General features: G+C 62.8%; 21 protein-coding genes and 1 tRNA gene. 16 read left to right on the top strand and 6 right to left on the bottom strand.

What is annotated here, in order from left to right:
* Positions 1–20: 20 nt before the first annotated feature.
* Positions 21–1,253 carry a Zn-dependent hydrolase gene (locus tag BraRD5C2_RS08320; protein ID WP_223967804.1) on the bottom strand — a complete coding sequence of 411 codons (1,233 nt, stop codon included), beginning with the start codon at positions 1,251–1,253 and terminating at the stop codon, positions 21–23.
* Between the two features lie 158 nt (positions 1,254–1,411).
* On the opposite strand from BraRD5C2_RS08320, the gene BraRD5C2_RS08315 reads away from it, so the two are divergent.
* The 3 genes from BraRD5C2_RS08315 to BraRD5C2_RS08305 all read left to right on the top strand — a co-directional run bounded on the left by BraRD5C2_RS08315 (position 1,412) and on the right by BraRD5C2_RS08305 (position 2,216).
* The gene (locus BraRD5C2_RS08315) at positions 1,412–1,762 is read left to right on the top strand and encodes a hypothetical protein (RefSeq protein WP_223967803.1); all 351 of its coding nucleotides are present in this window, start codon (positions 1,412–1,414) and stop codon (positions 1,760–1,762) included.
* 60 nt (positions 1,763–1,822) lie between these two features.
* Positions 1,823–1,984, top strand: coding sequence for a hypothetical protein (locus BraRD5C2_RS08310; protein ID WP_223967802.1), 162 nt, complete (start codon positions 1,823–1,825; stop codon positions 1,982–1,984).
* A gap of 157 nt (positions 1,985–2,141) precedes the next feature.
* Positions 2,142–2,216 (top strand) — tRNA-Glu (locus BraRD5C2_RS08305).
* A gap of 467 nt (positions 2,217–2,683) precedes the next feature.
* Here the strand turns inward: BraRD5C2_RS08305 and BraRD5C2_RS08300 are convergent.
* The 5 genes from BraRD5C2_RS08300 to BraRD5C2_RS08280 all read right to left on the bottom strand — a co-directional run bounded on the left by BraRD5C2_RS08300 (position 2,684) and on the right by BraRD5C2_RS08280 (position 5,503).
* Positions 2,684–3,802 carry a site-specific integrase gene (locus tag BraRD5C2_RS08300; RefSeq protein WP_223967801.1) on the bottom strand — a complete coding sequence of 373 codons (1,119 nt, stop codon included), beginning with the start codon at positions 3,800–3,802 and terminating at the stop codon, positions 2,684–2,686.
* 144 nt (positions 3,803–3,946) lie between these two features.
* The gene (locus tag BraRD5C2_RS08295; protein ID WP_223967800.1) at positions 3,947–4,162 is read right to left on the bottom strand and encodes a hypothetical protein; all 216 of its coding nucleotides are present in this window, start codon (positions 4,160–4,162) and stop codon (positions 3,947–3,949) included.
* Positions 4,163–4,259: 97 nt separating this feature from the next.
* On the bottom strand, positions 4,260–4,469 hold the full coding sequence (locus BraRD5C2_RS08290) for a hypothetical protein (RefSeq protein ID WP_223967799.1): 210 nt from the start codon (positions 4,467–4,469) through the stop codon (positions 4,260–4,262).
* A 16-nt stretch (positions 4,470–4,485) separates the two neighbouring features.
* Positions 4,486–4,635: a hypothetical protein gene (locus tag BraRD5C2_RS08285; RefSeq protein ID WP_223967798.1), complete on the bottom strand. Its 150-nt coding sequence runs from the start codon at positions 4,633–4,635 to the stop codon at positions 4,486–4,488.
* 268 nt (positions 4,636–4,903) lie between these two features.
* The gene (locus BraRD5C2_RS08280) at positions 4,904–5,503 is read right to left on the bottom strand and encodes a LexA family transcriptional regulator (RefSeq protein ID WP_223967797.1); all 600 of its coding nucleotides are present in this window, start codon (positions 5,501–5,503) and stop codon (positions 4,904–4,906) included.
* 338 nt (positions 5,504–5,841) lie between these two features.
* Here BraRD5C2_RS08280 and BraRD5C2_RS08275 point away from each other — a divergent pair, with 338 nt between their 5' ends.
* The 13 genes from BraRD5C2_RS08275 (at position 5,842) to BraRD5C2_RS08215 (ending at position 15,846) form a co-directional block, all read left to right on the top strand.
* On the top strand, positions 5,842–5,997 hold the full coding sequence (locus BraRD5C2_RS08275) for a hypothetical protein (RefSeq protein WP_223967796.1): 156 nt from the start codon (positions 5,842–5,844) through the stop codon (positions 5,995–5,997).
* Positions 5,994–6,260: a DUF2312 domain-containing protein gene (locus tag BraRD5C2_RS08270; RefSeq protein ID WP_223967795.1), complete on the top strand. Its 267-nt coding sequence runs from the start codon at positions 5,994–5,996 to the stop codon at positions 6,258–6,260. The genes BraRD5C2_RS08275 and BraRD5C2_RS08270 overlap by 4 nt, the downstream gene beginning before the upstream one ends.
* A complete protein-coding gene (locus BraRD5C2_RS08265; protein WP_223967794.1) occupies positions 6,260–6,742 on the top strand; it encodes an HNH endonuclease in 483 nt (160 codons plus the stop codon). Before BraRD5C2_RS08270 ends, BraRD5C2_RS08265 begins: the two co-directional genes overlap by 1 nt.
* Entirely contained in the window at positions 6,739–8,127 is a 1,389-nt protein-coding gene (locus BraRD5C2_RS08260; protein WP_223967793.1) for a hypothetical protein, read from the top strand. The genes BraRD5C2_RS08265 and BraRD5C2_RS08260 overlap by 4 nt, the downstream gene beginning before the upstream one ends.
* Positions 8,124–8,501, top strand: a complete 378-nt coding sequence (locus BraRD5C2_RS08255) for a DUF7768 domain-containing protein (protein WP_223967792.1) — start codon at positions 8,124–8,126, stop codon at positions 8,499–8,501. The genes BraRD5C2_RS08260 and BraRD5C2_RS08255 overlap by 4 nt, the downstream gene beginning before the upstream one ends.
* Positions 8,502–8,517: 16 nt before the next feature.
* A complete protein-coding gene (locus BraRD5C2_RS08250; protein ID WP_223967791.1) occupies positions 8,518–8,784 on the top strand; it encodes a hypothetical protein in 267 nt (88 codons plus the stop codon).
* A 57-nt stretch (positions 8,785–8,841) separates the two neighbouring features.
* Complete coding sequence (locus BraRD5C2_RS08245; RefSeq protein ID WP_223967790.1) at positions 8,842–10,092, top strand: helix-turn-helix domain-containing protein; 1,251 nt, start codon at positions 8,842–8,844, stop codon at positions 10,090–10,092.
* Entirely contained in the window at positions 10,089–10,697 is a 609-nt protein-coding gene (gene nusG, locus BraRD5C2_RS08240) for a transcription termination/antitermination protein NusG (RefSeq protein WP_223967789.1), read from the top strand. Before BraRD5C2_RS08245 ends, nusG begins: the two co-directional genes overlap by 4 nt.
* A 375-nt stretch (positions 10,698–11,072) precedes the next feature.
* On the top strand, positions 11,073–11,354 hold the full coding sequence (locus BraRD5C2_RS08235) for an HNH endonuclease (protein ID WP_223967788.1): 282 nt from the start codon (positions 11,073–11,075) through the stop codon (positions 11,352–11,354).
* An 89-nt stretch (positions 11,355–11,443) separates the two neighbouring features.
* Positions 11,444–11,929, top strand: coding sequence for a hypothetical protein (locus BraRD5C2_RS08230; protein ID WP_223967787.1), 486 nt, complete (start codon positions 11,444–11,446; stop codon positions 11,927–11,929).
* Positions 11,929–13,650, top strand: coding sequence for a terminase large subunit domain-containing protein (locus tag BraRD5C2_RS08225; protein WP_463671632.1), 1,722 nt, complete (start codon positions 11,929–11,931; stop codon positions 13,648–13,650). The genes BraRD5C2_RS08230 and BraRD5C2_RS08225 overlap by 1 nt, the downstream gene beginning before the upstream one ends.
* A 56-nt stretch (positions 13,651–13,706) precedes the next feature.
* A complete protein-coding gene (locus BraRD5C2_RS08220; protein WP_223967785.1) occupies positions 13,707–14,996 on the top strand; it encodes a phage portal protein in 1,290 nt (429 codons plus the stop codon).
* Complete coding sequence (locus BraRD5C2_RS08215; RefSeq protein ID WP_223967784.1) at positions 14,983–15,846, top strand: S49 family peptidase; 864 nt, start codon at positions 14,983–14,985, stop codon at positions 15,844–15,846. The genes BraRD5C2_RS08220 and BraRD5C2_RS08215 overlap by 14 nt, the downstream gene beginning before the upstream one ends.
* The last annotated feature ends 471 nt before the right edge of the window (positions 15,847–16,317 follow it).

The following is a 16,317-nucleotide window of genomic DNA, read 5'->3' as shown; positions in this document are numbered from 1 at the left end:
CCACTTCGCTTGAAGACGCTCTAACCTGCCAGTAAGCGGCGGCAGGTTTCGACAAACACCTCGGCGCCCGTGACGATGTCTGCGTCGTCGGTGTTCTCGCTCCAATGATGGCTGATGCCGCCGATCGACGGCACGAACAGCATCGCCGCCGGCATGACGGTGGCGAGGACCTGGGCGTCATGTCCGGCGCCGCTCGGCATCCGGATTGATTTGCCGCCGGCGCAGGCGGCGCTCGCAGCTTCGATCGCGTCCTGGAAGGCAGGCGTCATCATCGCGGGCACGCCGGTGCGGATGCGCTCGACCTTCACGCCGCAGCGGCCCTGCGCGGTGGCATCTTCTGCCAGACGATGCAGATGCGCCTCGAGCCGCGCGATCACCTCGGGATTGTCGTCGCGGATCTGGAACAGCATCTCGGCGTGGCCTGGAATGATGCTCGGCGCGCCCGGGTCCAGCGTGATGCGGCCGGTGGTCCAGACCGTGCGCGGTCCGCACACGGCAGGGAAGCTGTCGTCGATTGCGACGCAGAACCGCGCCAGCGCCAGGCCGGCATCCTTGCGCACCGCCATCCGCGTGGTGCCTGCATGGTTCTGCTCGCCCGTGAACCTGATGCGATATTGCCAGATGCCGACGATGGAGGTGACGACGCCGATCTTGAGCCGGCTGCTCTCCAGCGTGTCGCCTTGCTCGATATGCGCTTCGAGATAACCGATATGGCGGCCAGCTTCGGCGCTGACGCGCGGGCGGCCGGCGAAGCCCGCATCGTGCAACGCCTGGCGCATGGTGCGATCGCTGGAGCGGTCGCGCGCCGCATCGATGTCGGCCTCGGTCACCGCGCCTGCGAACGACCGGCTGCCGAGGAAGCTGCCGAAATGTCCTTCCTCGTCGCACCATGCTGCGACCTCGACCGCGCCGTCGATGCCGGGATCGCCGTTGATGACGCGCGCAGCCTCCAGCGCATAGATTACGCCGAGCGGCCCATCGAGCCAGCCCGCATGGTTCTGACTTTCGAGATGCGAGCCCGCGAGCAGCTTCGGTCCCGCTTTCGCGCTGGTGCCGAATACGTTGCCGATGCCGTCGATCGTCGCGGTGAGGTTGGCATCGGGCAGGTGCGTCGCAAGCCAGTCCAGCGAGCGCAGATGCGGCTCCGAGAATGTCGGCTTGTGCACGCCGGTCTTGTAGGCGCCGATCGCGCGCAGCGCGTTGAGATCGGCGAGCACGCGCTTGCCGTCGAAGCGACCGTTGATGCCTGGCATGGTTGGACTACTCCTGATTAGCGTCTTGGTGCCTCAATCCCGTCTTGATGCGGTCGCGGTTGGATGCGACGGAACAATCAGGATGAACGATTTCTTAGCGGTTCTGCTCTTAGTTCGCAGAACTGATGTCGCGGTACGAATAGCGTGTGAGTGTGATCATGTCTGCATTCAGGAACTGGGCTCGCAAGGCCGTCGTGCTGTTTCTTCCGATCGCGCTCGGCGCCTGCGCGCAATACTCGCAGCAATACAGCATGACGGCTCCGTCGCCGGGAACAGGTCCGTTGGCCTGGGATGGCGCCGGGCAGGATCCCAATCAGCCGCAGCCGCGACGCCATGCGCGGAATGCGTCACCGGCGGCGGCAGAGACGCAATTGTCGGAAGAGGATGCCGACAACCGGTTGGCGCGCAAGCTCGTGATCTGCAGCACCTGCATCAAGCAGACGCCGGTGGCGGCGGCCGCGGCGCAGCCGACCGATCGTCAGGACGTCGCGAGCGTGACCAATCGCTAGCGCGCTGTCGCCAGACATCGATCCGGCCTGCAGGCCTTAGTTAGGCCACGATGTGGTTCGATGCGCAGGCCCATGTCGTTCCGAAAACTCATTGTTCCCGCCATCGTCATCGCGCTTGCCGCCGCCATCCTGATTCATGGGGGCGGTTCGCGGGCCCATGCGCATGTGCCGTCGCATTGCGGCTTCTGGACCTCGATCGAGGCCGGATTGTCCTGCAGGTGATCTGCTGTCGGGGGCCGGCCCGGCCCCCGGGAAAAGCGCGTCTCGACGCTTGCCCGCCCGGCCAATCGCCACTATACGTTCGCCCGTCGCGGCCGGTTGCAGGTCACGGCCAGTACGGCATGTCTCACGTTTAACGTATTGATTTGCCGGGAGTTTTGCTCCCTTCGTCTATCGGTTAGGACGCCACCCTTTCACGGTGGAGAGAGCGGTTCGATTCCGCTAGGGAGCGCCATCGCGCAACCAGTGCGAAAATTCCCAAATACTTTCAAATCGTTATTCCGACAGCCAACTTCCTGTTGGACGTTTTGTTGGACGCGTCCCATGGAAATTTGCTCCCGCTTCGTTCACCTGTTTTGCGCGGCTAAGGTGTACTTCGCGTCGGAGAGAATCTCGCAAAGGCCTCGTCGGGCCGAGTACAGACGTGCCACCGAGCCTTAACCGACTCGAAGAATCCTTGCACTTTTTCAAGTATTTACTAGAATAGGGGCATGACGCGCCACCAGTCTGATCCACTGATGACGCGCCACACCTACTCTATGGTGGTTGCATAACGACCACCTCCTTATGGACCGGGGGATCTCCGTGCCTCACCCCCGGTTAGTTACGACGGTCCTTGGTGAACCACCGTGCCGGGCTAACCCCGGTGCCTCCCTGCATCTGTGACACGGCCCGATGCAGACAGGTTTTCAGACGGCGGGCTTAGCCCGCCGTTTTCTTATGAAACGTCGTAGCCCAATCCTGCTGAGCCGGTTTCGATTCCGGCTTGGGCAGACTCGATTCAGCGCGAATGTTGTCCGCGTTGCGAATATTGTCCGGTAGCCCAGCCTTGTTCGCTACCAGTCGCCATTTGCGGCGAAACTCATTGGGCGAATACGGCCGGCCTGTCGGCTCGCAGACAATCATCGGCCCCGATGTCGGCATTGAGTCAAACTTGTCGATTTCCTCAAGCACCATCGGCAGCTTCGTCAGATCTACCTCGCGCTGGATCTTGCGTTTGACTTTGTCCACTACAGAGAAACGCAGGATCATCTTGTCGTCCACGTCAGACCAGCGGAGCCCACGAACCCACTTTTCCTCGCCCCAAATCACAGTGGACGGAGTTAAATCCGACACCGGCACCCATTCGCCGATCACATCAACCTGGCGCAGCTTCAACTCAAACTGAATGGCCTGCGCCAAGGCAATTGAGGGCCAGCGCATCTCATGAGCCTTCGATCGAACGGCCGTCGCATACTCGACGGTCATCGGCACCGCACGCGGCAGGGAGGCGGGAAACCGCAGTGTCCGCATAAGGTGCGCGAACCGGATGCAAGCGGCGTCATCAAGAACAGTGGCACCGAAGCCCGATAAAAGACGCAGCTTGGCTGCCAAGGCATGGCCCATAGCGATTTTGCCACCTTCGGACCACTGATTATAAAATCCCATGATCCGATCAGCCGTAAGGTCCGCGATGACGTGTGAGCCGAAATCAACGGTAATCTTGTTGAAATTGCCGTCGTAACTGTTGCGGACCGAGCGCTTCAGCGTGTGGTAGGGCGAGCGCTCGTCGGTTCGATAGGTCTGGATAAGCCCTGCAATGGTCCCATCAAAAGACTGAGTCTCAGGGATGGGCGGTGACGAAACAGCAGTTAGTGAAGGCGGTGAGGGGGAAGTGGTCGAAGAAGGCGAAACCGGGGCAGCCGCCGAAGGAAACGATCCAAGCGGCATGCCAAGCTCTCGAGCCAGGGCCCTAAACTGAGCAATCTTCTCCAGCCGAGCCTTGAGGGCGGCCTCTTCTTCATCAAGTGACGAGAAATTGGGCGGGGAATCGTGTTCCATAACCCCCGTTTAGGGCAACACATAACCCCGGTCAAGAGTGTCAACAGCGCTGAGGGTGTTGGTGTTGCCCGTACACACAGCTTATGCCCTGCACCCGTGGCGCGACCGGAAAGGGCCAGTAAGCCCTGGCCGAATCTCGCGAGCTTATGCGACGGAGTCCGCCGGGCGTCTTTCTGCTTCAGTTTGTCGTGCAATGTGGCGCCGTGCGCGAAAGATCGGATCTTCATAGCGCCTGACCGTCTCAAGCTCCTGCTCAAGCCGGTCGAGCAGTGGCGCGTATTTTACGCCGTGCAGGATGATCACCTCGGAAACGAGCGCAATCGCATCGAGCAGTCGTTTTTCGGTGATCGGCCTCGTCATGCGTGGTGCTCGCTGCACTGGAGGCCGCGGTGGTAACCGGCGTTAAGGTCGGCCAGAAGGCCGACCACAAGGTTGGCCGCGATGAAGATCGCCAGCGTCATTGACGGCGCCTCGCGGATGCAACGCGCAATACTGGACGCAACGTGTCATCAACGATTTGCGCGCGGCCGCCGGCGATCAGGCGGTCGGCCATTTCGCTCGCGATCCTCTTGGCGCCGAACCGCCAGCCGCCGCACGGGTGCCGCTCGAAGGGACTGTATTCGAGCAGCGCGAGCGCAATGTGGTGATTGCGTTGAAGGCGCTTCATCAGGGAAGAGCCGCTCTTACAGGCTCGGCCCGGCGAGCTGATGCGCCAGCGCGCGCGCATCAGCCGCATGTGCCTTGATCTGTGAGCGGGTGAAGCCGAGCCGCTCGAGGTCGTCTTCGGTGATGCCGCCCTCACGGTAAGACGCGGCACGCATATCATCGGCCATGCGCTTGACCGTCTCGCTCGGAGACAGTGGCGAGCGCGGCTTTACCAGCGCGGTATCAATGTATTCAGGGACTTTTGCTTGAGCGGCAGTCGAGCGGCTGATGGCGGGAAGGCGGTTGCAGGAAGTACGTCGCATAGGGATTCCCCGTTTGTTCACGGGAACAAAATCTCACCAATATGGTGTTTGGTCAATTCGTAAATCACCAAAACGGTGATGATAACTAAAATGGTGCTCTGGTGTTCTTTTTGCCGGATTGGTGGTTGATGAATTAGCCCAAATCGTTGATGACGCGGCCGACGCGACCGACGACGAGTGTCTCGCTCGACATTTGAATGGTCTCATGATCGGGATTCGTAGAAAACGGCTGTAGTCGCGGCGGATTGCCGTGACGGTATCTCTTGAAGGTGGCGTCGCCCTCCGGTGTACCGAAAACATAGAACTTGTCGGTGAGGAGTCGGTGGTCGGACAGATTGACGCAGATGTACGATCCGTCGGGGGCGACCCGATCCATGGAGTCGCCCTGTACTTCAAGGACGATCCAGTCGCCCTTCGGCAAATCAGCGAGGTAAACGTACTTTCGTACGTCTGACTTTCTGACGCCTTCCTGGCTTGCGAGGCGTCCAGCACTGACCCACGATAGAAGTGGCGCTCGAAACGTCCTTAGGCCGGGGAAGACCAGCCGCTCGGGTGACGTGCGCAGGGCCGGGGCCAACCGCTCGGCCCAGAGCGCCGTCATCTCTCGCTCGCCGTGAATCAGCCGATTGATCTGCTGGGGGCTCGTACCGGCGGCTTTAGCAAGATCTGCCTGCGTTACATCCGATCGCCTTGTGAGGGCGTCAGCCAACCCGTTTGGGTATTTCTCCTTCATGGCGGCAATGGGCACCAAATTGGTGTTCGATCATAGCACCAATTTGGTGATTTGGACTTGCGAATCATCACCATATTGGTGACGTAGTGGAGTTATGCGCTTTGACCCATGGATGATCGCTAACAGGGAAAGCAACGCCGGCTTCGGAAAGCGAGCTGGCTGGAGTGGCGAGACCGTACGCCGCTACCGAGCCGGCGAACGCGAGCCCGACAAGAAGGCGATGGCAACGATCTTCGAGCTGACGGGTGGCGAGGTAACGCCGAACGACTGGGTCGGCGTCGGTCCTCGGACCGAAAGCGCTGGGCAACAGAGCGCATGACGGACAGGGGGATCGAGCCGTGAACGGCGACATCGATATCGAGGATCTGCGTTTCCTGGTGATCATGGCCTGCATTCTGCTTGTGGCGGTGTTTGCCGCGGTCGGCTGTGCGATGCAGCCATTTCGCGATCGGCGAGGCGCTGCCGATGCCGGTTTTCGCTGGGTGCGCCGATGAGCAAGAAACCGGCCGCAGAAACTCGGGCAACGACGATCGCCAAAGACCAGCTGAAATCGATCGTTGAGCGCGTCGAGCGCCTGATCGAGGAGAAAAAGACGATCTCCGACGACATCAGCGACGTCTATGCCGAAGCCAAGGGAAACGGTTTCGACGTCAAGGCGCTGCGTGCGATCGTCAAGCTGCGCAAGCTGGATCCGATCGAGCGCGAGGCCGAGGAGGCGATCCTCGAGACCTACATGCAGGCGCTGGGAATGCTGTGATGCACGGCTGTTTCGCCAGAACGCGCGAGGATCTCGCTGCATCATCGGACCTGGTTGACCTGTCAAACACGCCGTGGCGGCGGATCTGGCTGTCGACGCGCGAGCCGATCTGGACGCTGGTCGACGCCGTCGATTACGCCTGGCTGTCGGAGAAGATCTGGAACGTCTGGCACGCCGGCCGCGGCGATTGGATGCGGTACGCCAAGCGCAACGTTGACGTCTCGCGCGCGACCGTCCGCATGCATCGCGAGATAATGATCCTCGCGGAGCCGCAAAGCGAGGCTTACCTGCGCTCGCATTTCGTCGACCATATCAACGGCCAGACGCTCGACAACCGCCGCGCAAATCTGCGCTGGGCGACGAAGCAGGAAAACGCAGCCAACCGCCGCAGGCGTGGCTCGGCGCCGTCGCTCGAGGACATTGTCCGCGAACTCGTCGTCAGCCTGCCGGCGCAGCCTCAACTCGAGGAGATCCCGTTTTGACTGAGCTCGTTCGCTATGAGGCGGCCTGCCGCGCGCTGGCCGAGGCCGTTGCCGCCGACGAGGTCATGACGGTCCGTGACCAGGCCGAGGCCATGCGCCTGGCTGCCAAGGTCGCGAAAAACCTCGACCTAGAGATCCAGGCCGCGCAGATCCGCTTCCGGGCCGAACGCCGCCTCGGCGAGCTCGTCGCCGAGCAGAAAGCGACGGTCGGTCTTGCCAAGGGTGGCCGCCCTTACCAGTCGCGGTGTACCTGTTCCGACGAGGAACAGGTATCCGAGCGGTCGGCAACGCTGGCCGAGGCCGGGATCGACCGCAAGCTATCGTCCAAGGCGCAGCGGCTCGCGGCGATGAATGCCGCCGAATTCGAGGCCGCGCTCGGCCGTCATGAACAGGAGATGCGCGCCGGCGCCGGTCGCGTTGCGATGGATCTGACAAAGGTTGCGGCCGAGGAAAAGGGCAGGGAGCATCGCCGAGGTCTCGCACAGGCGCTCTCTGACGCCTCGGCGCTGCAGCCAACTGGCCGCAGGTATCCGATCATTTACGCAGATCCGCCGTGGCATCGAAGCCAGGGCGTCACCAGCCGCTCCTATGAGAACCATTATCCGACCATGCCGTGGTCGGAGATCTGCGATCTGCCGGTTAAGGACATGGTCCTGCCCGACGCCTGGCTGTTTCTCTGGATTCCGCGCGCGCATCTGCTCGCCTGGCATGAGGCCGAGATCGAGGCGACGGATCTGCGGACCGGCGAGGTCATCAAGGTCCGGGCGCAGATGCCGCTCGCCTCGGCGGTCGCGCTGTCATGGGGCTTTGAGTCCTACTCGACGGCCTTCGTCTGGACCAAAAATGATGACGAGCATCCGGACGAGGCCGGCGGCGCCGTCCTGGTCCGCGACCAGGACGAGCTGCTGCTGCTGTTCAAGCGCGGCAAGGGCCTGCCGAAACCGGCGAGCGGCGAAAAGTTCGGCTCCAACCATCGCGAGCGATCGCGACCGCTCGGCCACTCGCGCAAGCCTGAGCATTACCGGCGCATGATCGCCGCCATGGGCGGCGGCGTGCCGGTGCTCGAGCTGTTTGCTCGCATCGATGCCGACAATCCATTGCCAACCGGCTGGGACGCTTGGGGCAACCAGGCGGCTGTGGTCCCACCGTTTGCGGACGCCGGAGCTCACGCCGGCGATCCTCCAGCCCGTTCGGTCGACGTTGCCTCGTTGCCGATCGGGGAAGTCGTTTCGAGCGTCGCCGTCGCTGCCGGCCGCGCCGATATAGCCGCGCCGCCGGCGAACCGACCTGGAGCCAATTCGAACGACGACGGCCTCGACATCCCGGCATTCCTGCGCCGGGCGCCGAAGGCCGAGCCGGTCCACAAAGGGGCGTTGGGGCGATGAAAATCGAGAGGCATCACACTTTACGACCGCGCGACATGCGGCGCGTCATTCTGGTATCGCCATACGCTGGCGAGGTTGAGCACAACGTCAACTATGGGCGCGCCTGCGTGCGTGATGCGCTGCTGCGGGGCGAAGCGCCGCTGGCATCGCATCTCCTCTACACGCAAGACGGAATCCTCGACGACGGCGATCTGAACGAGCGAGCCCATGGCATCAACGCCGGGCATGCCTGGATGCACCTCGCCGATGCCGTTGTCGTCTACACCGATCGCGGCATTTCCTCTGGCATGGAAGCCGGGATGAACCTGGCGCGCTTCCTCGACATCCCGATTGAACGCCGGTCGCTTGAGGACAATGACACGGCATCGCGCTAGGCCGATTGTCCGTTGCTTGGCCGCCGGAGGGCCGCAAGCGCTGACGCTGGCCGACGTGATTTGTCAGTTGGTGGCCCACGGCGCCGAGCTCGGCGAGCTCGAGGAATACGAGATCCCGGATTGCGCCGCGCTGGCTGCCGGCGTCATCGATCCGCCGCGGCTCAAGCGTCGAGGTTTTCGCCGCGAGTGGCTTGACCGGCTCGGTGTTGCGATCGAGCTCGACGCGATCGCCCGGTTGCCGGCGCGCGACATCGTCGATCGTCTGCTGCAGCCGCGGCCGTGAAATTCTCAGTGTTTGTTGCGTCAGCGTCTCCCGAAATTCTGCTTAGGACGTGAAATCATGACGACCGCGAAACGGCGGCGCCGCATCGCTGCCGACGAGGCGCATAGCTGGGCGCGCAACCTGCGCCTGCGAAACATTCAGGCCAAAATCCTGCTCAGCATGCTGACGCTCTACGTCGACGCCGAGGGCACCTGTTTCGTTAGCATTCCTTCGTTAGCAGAGGACTGCGAGCTGTCGCCGCAAACCGTTCGCCGGCGTCTGGCCTGGCTGCAGGAGATCGGCGCGATCTCGCGTCACGAGCAATGGATCGACGAGCAAGGGAACAGGAACGGCAACGGCCGCGGCAAACGCACGACTGACAAGATCCGGCTGCTGTACGACGTTGATCCCTATGTGATCGAGGCACGCGCCGCCGGGCGAGCTGCTGCCGACGATATCGACGAGACGGTGGCCGGAGAGGACGAGATTAGCCCTACCTGCCAGATAGGGCTAAATCCGGAGGTTAGCCCTGCGCCAGGACTCCGCCAGCCCTACCACTCGGGTAAGGGCCTAATCTCTGAACCTGAACCTGAAGATCCCCCTAAGTCCCCCTCCGGGGGATTTCCGGATGATCACGAAACGATCGAGGAAGGCGAGCCGGCCGAGTTCGCGTCAGCGTTCGATGGCTACGTCGGTCACGAGGTCATGCGGCGCGACCTGGCGCTCGAGGAGTTCCGTCTGCTGACGCAGGAGGATCGATCCTGGTGCGGCGATGCCGTCCCGCTCTACATGGCGAAACTGCGCGAGCTCAAACAGCGCCGACCGATGAATTTTCATCTCTGGGTGCGGACGCGTGGGTTTCGAGAATTCCCGGCGCCTGGTGCGACGGCAGCGAAGCCCGCGCCTCCGCAACGGCGGCTTGTGCAAGGCGACGAGCTCAAGGGCCTTACCGTGGCGATGCGGATCGCTGAGCGGCGCGAGCTGCGCACTATCCGCGATCAGGACCTCGGGGAGGGCGTCTGGACGCATCTCGCGCCGCAGGCTGACCTGGTGGCGATGGCTGCGTTTGCCGGTGGGCGCGATGCCTGGCAGGTGGTCGACCTTGGGACACCGCAGTTTGCCGCGTGGCGCGATCGGCTGGCAATCTGGATAGGCGCCGAGCCGCAGGCCGAACGGATCTTCCTCGAGCCGTTTGATCCCATCGTTCACGGCGTCTCGGCTTCAAATCCGAATTTCCGTTTGAGGAAGTCAAAGCAGGGCTTCCGCGTGCCGTCGCCGTGGCCGCCGCGGCGCGATGGAACGTGGGAAAGCGCAGGGGAGAGCGAATGAACATGCAATACCGCAAAGGGCAGATCGTCGGTTACGTCTCAGTATCCGACGAGTTCGGAGCGGTGCCTGCGGCGCCCGCAAGCTGGCATTTGTTGCGCGTGGCGCCCGGGCGCGACGCGCGCGTGATGCGCACATTCGATGACCGTGGCGTTAGCGGTTGGTCACTGACGGTCACCAGCGTAGTCAACCGCGCGTCAGGTCGCGATGCGCGTCGCCCGCATCTCGGTCGCAAGGTCGTTCGGCCGTTCCTGCCTGGTCTGATCTTCCTTCCCGATTTCGAGCTCCGCAGGATCGACCAGATCCGCGCGATCGACGACGTCGACAATCTGCTGCAGATCGGCACTTTGCGCTGTTGGCTGAAGCCGGAAGAAATGCAGCTGATGCGGGACATCGCCGCATGCGAAGGCCTGCCGCCATCGCAGCGCAAGCAGGCGCGGCTTGTGATCAATCAACGCATCGCAATCGTTGATGGCCTGTTCGCCGGTTTCCGCGCGCTGATCGAGCGAATTGACTCAAATGGGCGACTCACTGTCTACGTCGAGGACGGAAAGCGCGGCGTCAAGGTAAGCGGTTTGACCGAGACGCAGATCGAGTTGATTGTCTAATTCGCGGTGCGGTGCATTCGCGGCAGCTCGACTAAAAGCGCAGAGCCTGATTCAGGCGGCCGCGCGCAGCGCGCCTCGATAGTTCCAAGCCCAGCTCATGCTGGGCTTTGTTGTTTCTGAGGCTCGCGCCGCTCCACCGAGGTGATGCAACGCGAGCCAGAACGACGACCTCGCGTCCCGTGCTGAGTGGTTGGCTAGGCCGACGCTCGAGCGTGGGGTTAGCAACTTGCGTGCGTTAGTTGTACCGGGTTGATACGGGGGTTTCGGCAAATTCGCGAATAGCCGCCATGCGTCGTCTTGGTGTTTGTTCCGCGATCACGTGACGCTCCCTTGAAAGCCCGACCAATTGTGGCAACGCAAACGGTCTTCGACGCCATGCCACAGCAACCGTGGAAAGCTTGGTACAGATTGGCGCGATGGCGGACGCTGCGCCTGCGCATCTTCCTGCGCGATCTCTATACATGCCAGCGCAACGGTTGCGGCAGGATCGAGGGCGATACGTCGCTCTTGGTGTGTGACCACATCAGGCCGCATCGTGGCAACGAAGCGCTGTTCTGGGACGAGGGCAACCTGCAGACGCTCTGCAAGGCTTGCCACGATCGGGACAAGCAGCGCGAGGAACAGCAGTCATTGGTGACGCGCGGCGTCTGGCACTGACATCCACAATGGGGTGGGGGTGGGTGAATTCCTCACGGCCTCGTGCCCCGCGGACCGGCCCCACTCTCACGCGCAGGTTTTTTTCCATCGTGACCGCGAATTTTGACCTCTTTGGCGATCCTGTGCCGGCCAACCATGGTGGCCGTGGCCGGCCGGAGCATGTGCCGACGCTCGAAAACCGGAATCGGGTCAACATGTTGCTCGCGATGGGTTGGAGCAATGAGCGGATTGCGGCGACGCTGCGCGTGACGCTTCCGACTTTGCGGAAGCATTATTTTTCAGAGCTGAAGTACCGTGCTGTTGCGCGTGACCGGCTCGACGCTGCGCTGCTCATGAAGGCGTATGAGGGCACCGGCAAGGGGCGGCTCGGTCCGTTCCTCAAACTGGTCGAGCGAAACGACCTGATGAACTTCGGGCAGATATCACGCCCGCGCAGCGAGTCGGCTGAGCCGAAGCCGGAGAAGCCGGCGAAGGTCGGAAAGAAGGAAGAGGCGCTCGCGGCGGCCCATGCGCCAGACGTCGGCTCGCCGATGGGCGAGCTTATGGCGCGCCGGCAACAGAGCATGTCGCACTGATGACGCCTTGGGACACCTCTTGCCCCGACTGGGAGGATCGCATTCGGAGCGGAGCCTCGTTGATACCGGACCTTCCGCTATTCGAGGACGAGGCCGACATCGGCCTGGCGTTCTTTGACGAGATCAGGCTCCCCGACGTGCCTGGCAATCCGCGGCTCGGCGAAGCCTCCGGCCAGTGGTTCCGCGATCTCGTCCGCGCCGTGTTCGGCTCATGGGACCCGGTCGCAAAGGCGCGGATGATCCGCGACTTCTTCGCGTTGGTGCCGAAAGGCTCGTCCAAGACGACGTACTCGGCCGCGTTGATGCTGGTTGCAATGCTGATGAACTTCCGGCCGCGCGCAACGGCGCTGTTTCTCGGCGAGACGCAGGCGGTTGCCGACCGGGCCTATGAGCAGGCGGTCGGCATGATCGAGGAATCCCCGGACCTGCGTCGGCGGTTCAAGCCGCGGGATTACGACAAGACGATCGAGGACCTCGTCACCAAGTCCGAGATCATGATCGCGAGTTTCGATCTCAAGATCCTGACCGGCGCGATGGCGCTGATCTTCGTCCTGCTCGACGAGCTGCATTTGCTGGGTAAGCGCGCGCATACATCCCGCGTGCTTCGTCAGATCCGCGGCGGCCTCGATAAGACCGAGGAGGGTGTCCTGGTTATTACCACGACCCAAAGCGACGAAGCGCCCACCGGGGCGTTCAAGAGCGAGCTGAAGTTCGTCCGCAACGTGCGCGACGGGCTGTACCGAGGCAAGATCATTCGCCCCACGCTACCGCTTTTGTACGAGTTGCCGCGCGATGTAGCGACCTTGACCCGCGAGGAGCGCAAACTCGGAGTCGAACCGCGCTGGATGAACCCGGCGTGCTGGCCTTGGGTGATGCCGAACATCAATCGGCCGATCACTGTTGCCTCGATGCTGGCCGATTTCGCCAGCGAGCGTGAGAAAGGCGAGGAGGCTGTCGAAGTCTGGGCTTCGCAGCATCTCAATATCGAGATCGGGACCGGCACCCGAGACGACGGCTGGAGCGGAGCCGACCTTTGGGATGCGCAGGTCGACGAAAAGCTCAGTCTGGAGGCGCTGCTCGAGCGAAGCGAAGTGGTTACGATCGGAGTCGACGGCGGTGGTCGCGACGATCTACTCGGCCTGGCCGTCATGGGCCGCGAGAGGGACACGCGTCACTGGCTGTCGTGGTGCTACGGCTGGGCCGACCCGGTCGTTCTGCAGCGCCGCAAGGACATTGCCGCCCAGCTCGAGGATTTTGTCAAAGAGGAATCCTTCAAGATCCTCGACATTGCCGCTGCGCACGCTGACCTCGCCAGTATCGTCGCGCGCGTCGTCGCGAGCGGGCTTTTGCCGGAGAAGAATGCGCTTGGCATCGATCCGAACCGGGCCGCGGCGCTGTTTGAGGCGTTGTTCGGCGCCGGCGTGACCGACGATATGCTCCGCCGGCTGTTACAGGGACCCGCACTGGCGCCGGCAGTCTACGGCCTCGACATCAAGCTCGCCGACGCAACCTATTTCCACGCGGACCAGGCGCTGATGACGTGGGTTGTCGGCAACGCCAAGGTCGAGCAGCGCGGCAACGCCGACATGATCACCAAGCAGGTCGCCGGCCGCGCCAAGATCGACCCCATGATCGCGCTGCTGCAGGCCGCGATCTTGATGAGCTGGAACCCTTCCGCCGGCATGCTCGTGACCGGCGCTGACATCCTGACGGTGATTTGATGGGTATTCTCTCCGGCCTTGGCAGCGCGCTGCGGGCGATGGCTGACTCGATCGACATGACGAAGCCGCGCGACCAGTGGGATCAGCAATATTGGGGCGCGCTTGGCGGCGGCATGTCGTTGGCTGGCGTGAACGTCACCGATCATAATGTTTCGCAACTCGGCGCCGTGCAGTCCGTGCGTTACGGGCTGTCATCGGCGCTATCGACGCTGCCCGTATCGGTTTATCGCAAGGGCGCGAAAGGTGCCCGGACGCCGTTGCCAAATCATCCGGTCACGCGGATGCTCGGCGCCCGGCCCAACGCGGTAAACGCGCCGGGAGAGTTCATCGGCGAACTGGCCTGGCATCTGTCGTACTACCGCAACGGCTTCGCACGCATTCTACCGCCGAGCGACCAACTTGGGCCGGAGCCTTACGGGCTCGGAGGATTGGAGTTGATCCATCCCCGGCGCTTGGCGCTGGTCGAGCGTCGCTATGACGGGCGGCTCTATTACACGTTCAATCCGCCCGCGACGATCGTGCAGAATTCCTCGCTGGCGCCGGAGACCTACCGCGAGGACGAACTCTGGCATCTGCGCGGCAACCCGCTGCGCGAAGATGGCCTGCTCGGCGAACCGATTTTTGAGACCGCCAAGAACGTCTTTGCCCGCGCCATCGCCGTCCACGATTACGGGGATCTCTGGTTTGCCAATTACGGGGGCACCGGCGGAATCATCAAGCATCCTGGCACGTTCAAGGACAAGGAAGACAAGCAGGAATTCCTGAATACGTGGCGGGCGAGCGGAACGGGGCGCAATCGGCACCGTGATCGTCTGCTCACCCATGGAGCGGAGTATACGCCGCTCAAGGTGACTAATGCCGAGGCGCAGCTCCTCGAGACCGAGGACGCTGCAGATACGGCCGTGTTCGGTCTCTGGAGCTATCCGCCGCACCGCGCAGGCCGCCTGAAGCGGTCGACCAACAACAACATCGAGCAGCAGGGCAGCGAATTCGTCGTCTATTGTCTGGCGCCGCTTGCTGTTGCGATCGAGCAGGCCGCCGAACGCGATCTGCTGCTCGACAACCAGAACGGCGATCTTTTCGTCGAATATAATTTCTTCGGCCTTCTGCGTGGCGACCTGCTCAACCGTTACCGCGCGTACCTGATCGGTCGTCAGGGCGAGTGGCTGTCGGCCAACGATATCCTGCGATGGGAAAACATGTCGCCACGGACCGATCTTGCCGGCGACGACTACAAAAACCCGCTGACAAAGGACTCCGGCGCGGCGGTCGACGAGGGCGCAGGCGAGAGCGGAAGCGACAAGCAGGGCTCGAGCGGAAAGGAACAGAAGAATGACGAAGATTGAGCGCGTCGAACTTCGCCAGGTTGTCGTACAGATGACCGCCATCGATCCCGTCATGGCGATCGAACTGTCAGCAATCGCGAGCGGCGCCGCGCCGATCGAGGCTCGCGAGCAGCAGCTGGCGGCGGCCGCGGCGAGCGTGGCGTCGCAGCCAACCAAGATCGCCCTGGTTGGGGTCTATGGCGGCTTGTCGCCGCGCGGCAGCTACTACGGCTCGAGCCTGACCGACATCGCGGCGGCTGCCACGCGTGCGGCCAACGACCCGGATGTCGCCGGCGCGATCGTCGATGTCGATAGTCCCGGTGGCACGGTATCCGGCACGATGGAAGCCGCGGCGGCCGTGGCGGATCTCGCCAGCAAAAAGCCGGTAATCGCCTGCGTCAACACGCTGGCCGCAAGCGCTGCGTATTGGATCGCGTCGCAGGCGTCCGAGATGGTCATGTCGCCGTCCGGTGATGTGGGCTCGATCGGCGCCATGATCATGCACCATGACATCTCGGGCTGGCTCGAGCAGATCGGCATGAAGATGACGCTGATCCGCTCCGAGCACGCGCCGATGAAGAACGAGGCGCATCCGTTCGCGCCGTTGTCGGATGACGCCAAGGCGTTTCTGCAGGGGCGCGCCAATGCGGCCGGCGCCGATTTCATAAAAGCCGTTGCGAACGGTCGGCGCGTGTCGCAGACCAAGGTTCGCGAGGAATTCGGTCAGGGCCGAATGGTCGGCGCGCGCGAGGCGGTTGCGCGCGGCATGGCGGACAGGATCGCGACGCTCGACCAGGTCATCGGCGGAATGCTGCAGCAGCGCTCGCCACGTCCGCACTCCCGCCGGCGATCGGCGCTGATGTTTGATTAGGGATCTTTAAGTCGCCGCCCTGGAAACAACGTTCCATTGCGCCCAATCCGTAGGGTTCCGGGGTCGGGAAAGAGTGGCAATTTTCCCGTTGGCTTGCGTGCTCGATACTGCTTTAAAAACGGTTCTAGCCGTTGGCATATGGCCTCGGCGGTGGGGGACCGATGGAACCGACACTCTACCGCGCCTACGCGATAGGCCGGGACGATCGCATTTTGAGCCGGGTCGACCTGCACTGCGCGAGCGACGCAGACGCTATCCAGCGGGTCCAGGATTTAGTGGACAGACATTCCATGGAGCTGTGGAAGGGCGCACAGCTGCTACGCAAGTTCGCTGCGAGGCAGTAAACGTCGTTGCAGTTGGCGAAACCAGCGAAGAAACGGCCCCAGCGAGGGGGGCAAGCTGGGGCCGAGTTTTCCCACTTTGGTCGTCATCCTGCGCCGCCTAGGACGGCGCCGGATATGCATTAAGTGC

The sequence above is a fragment of the Bradyrhizobium sp. RD5-C2 genome (assembly GCF_019972155.1).
Classification (GTDB): Bacteria; Pseudomonadota; Alphaproteobacteria; order Rhizobiales; family Xanthobacteraceae; genus Bradyrhizobium.
Note: the sequence above shows the minus strand (reverse complement) of the source record. Positions and strands in the feature narration are given on the sequence as shown.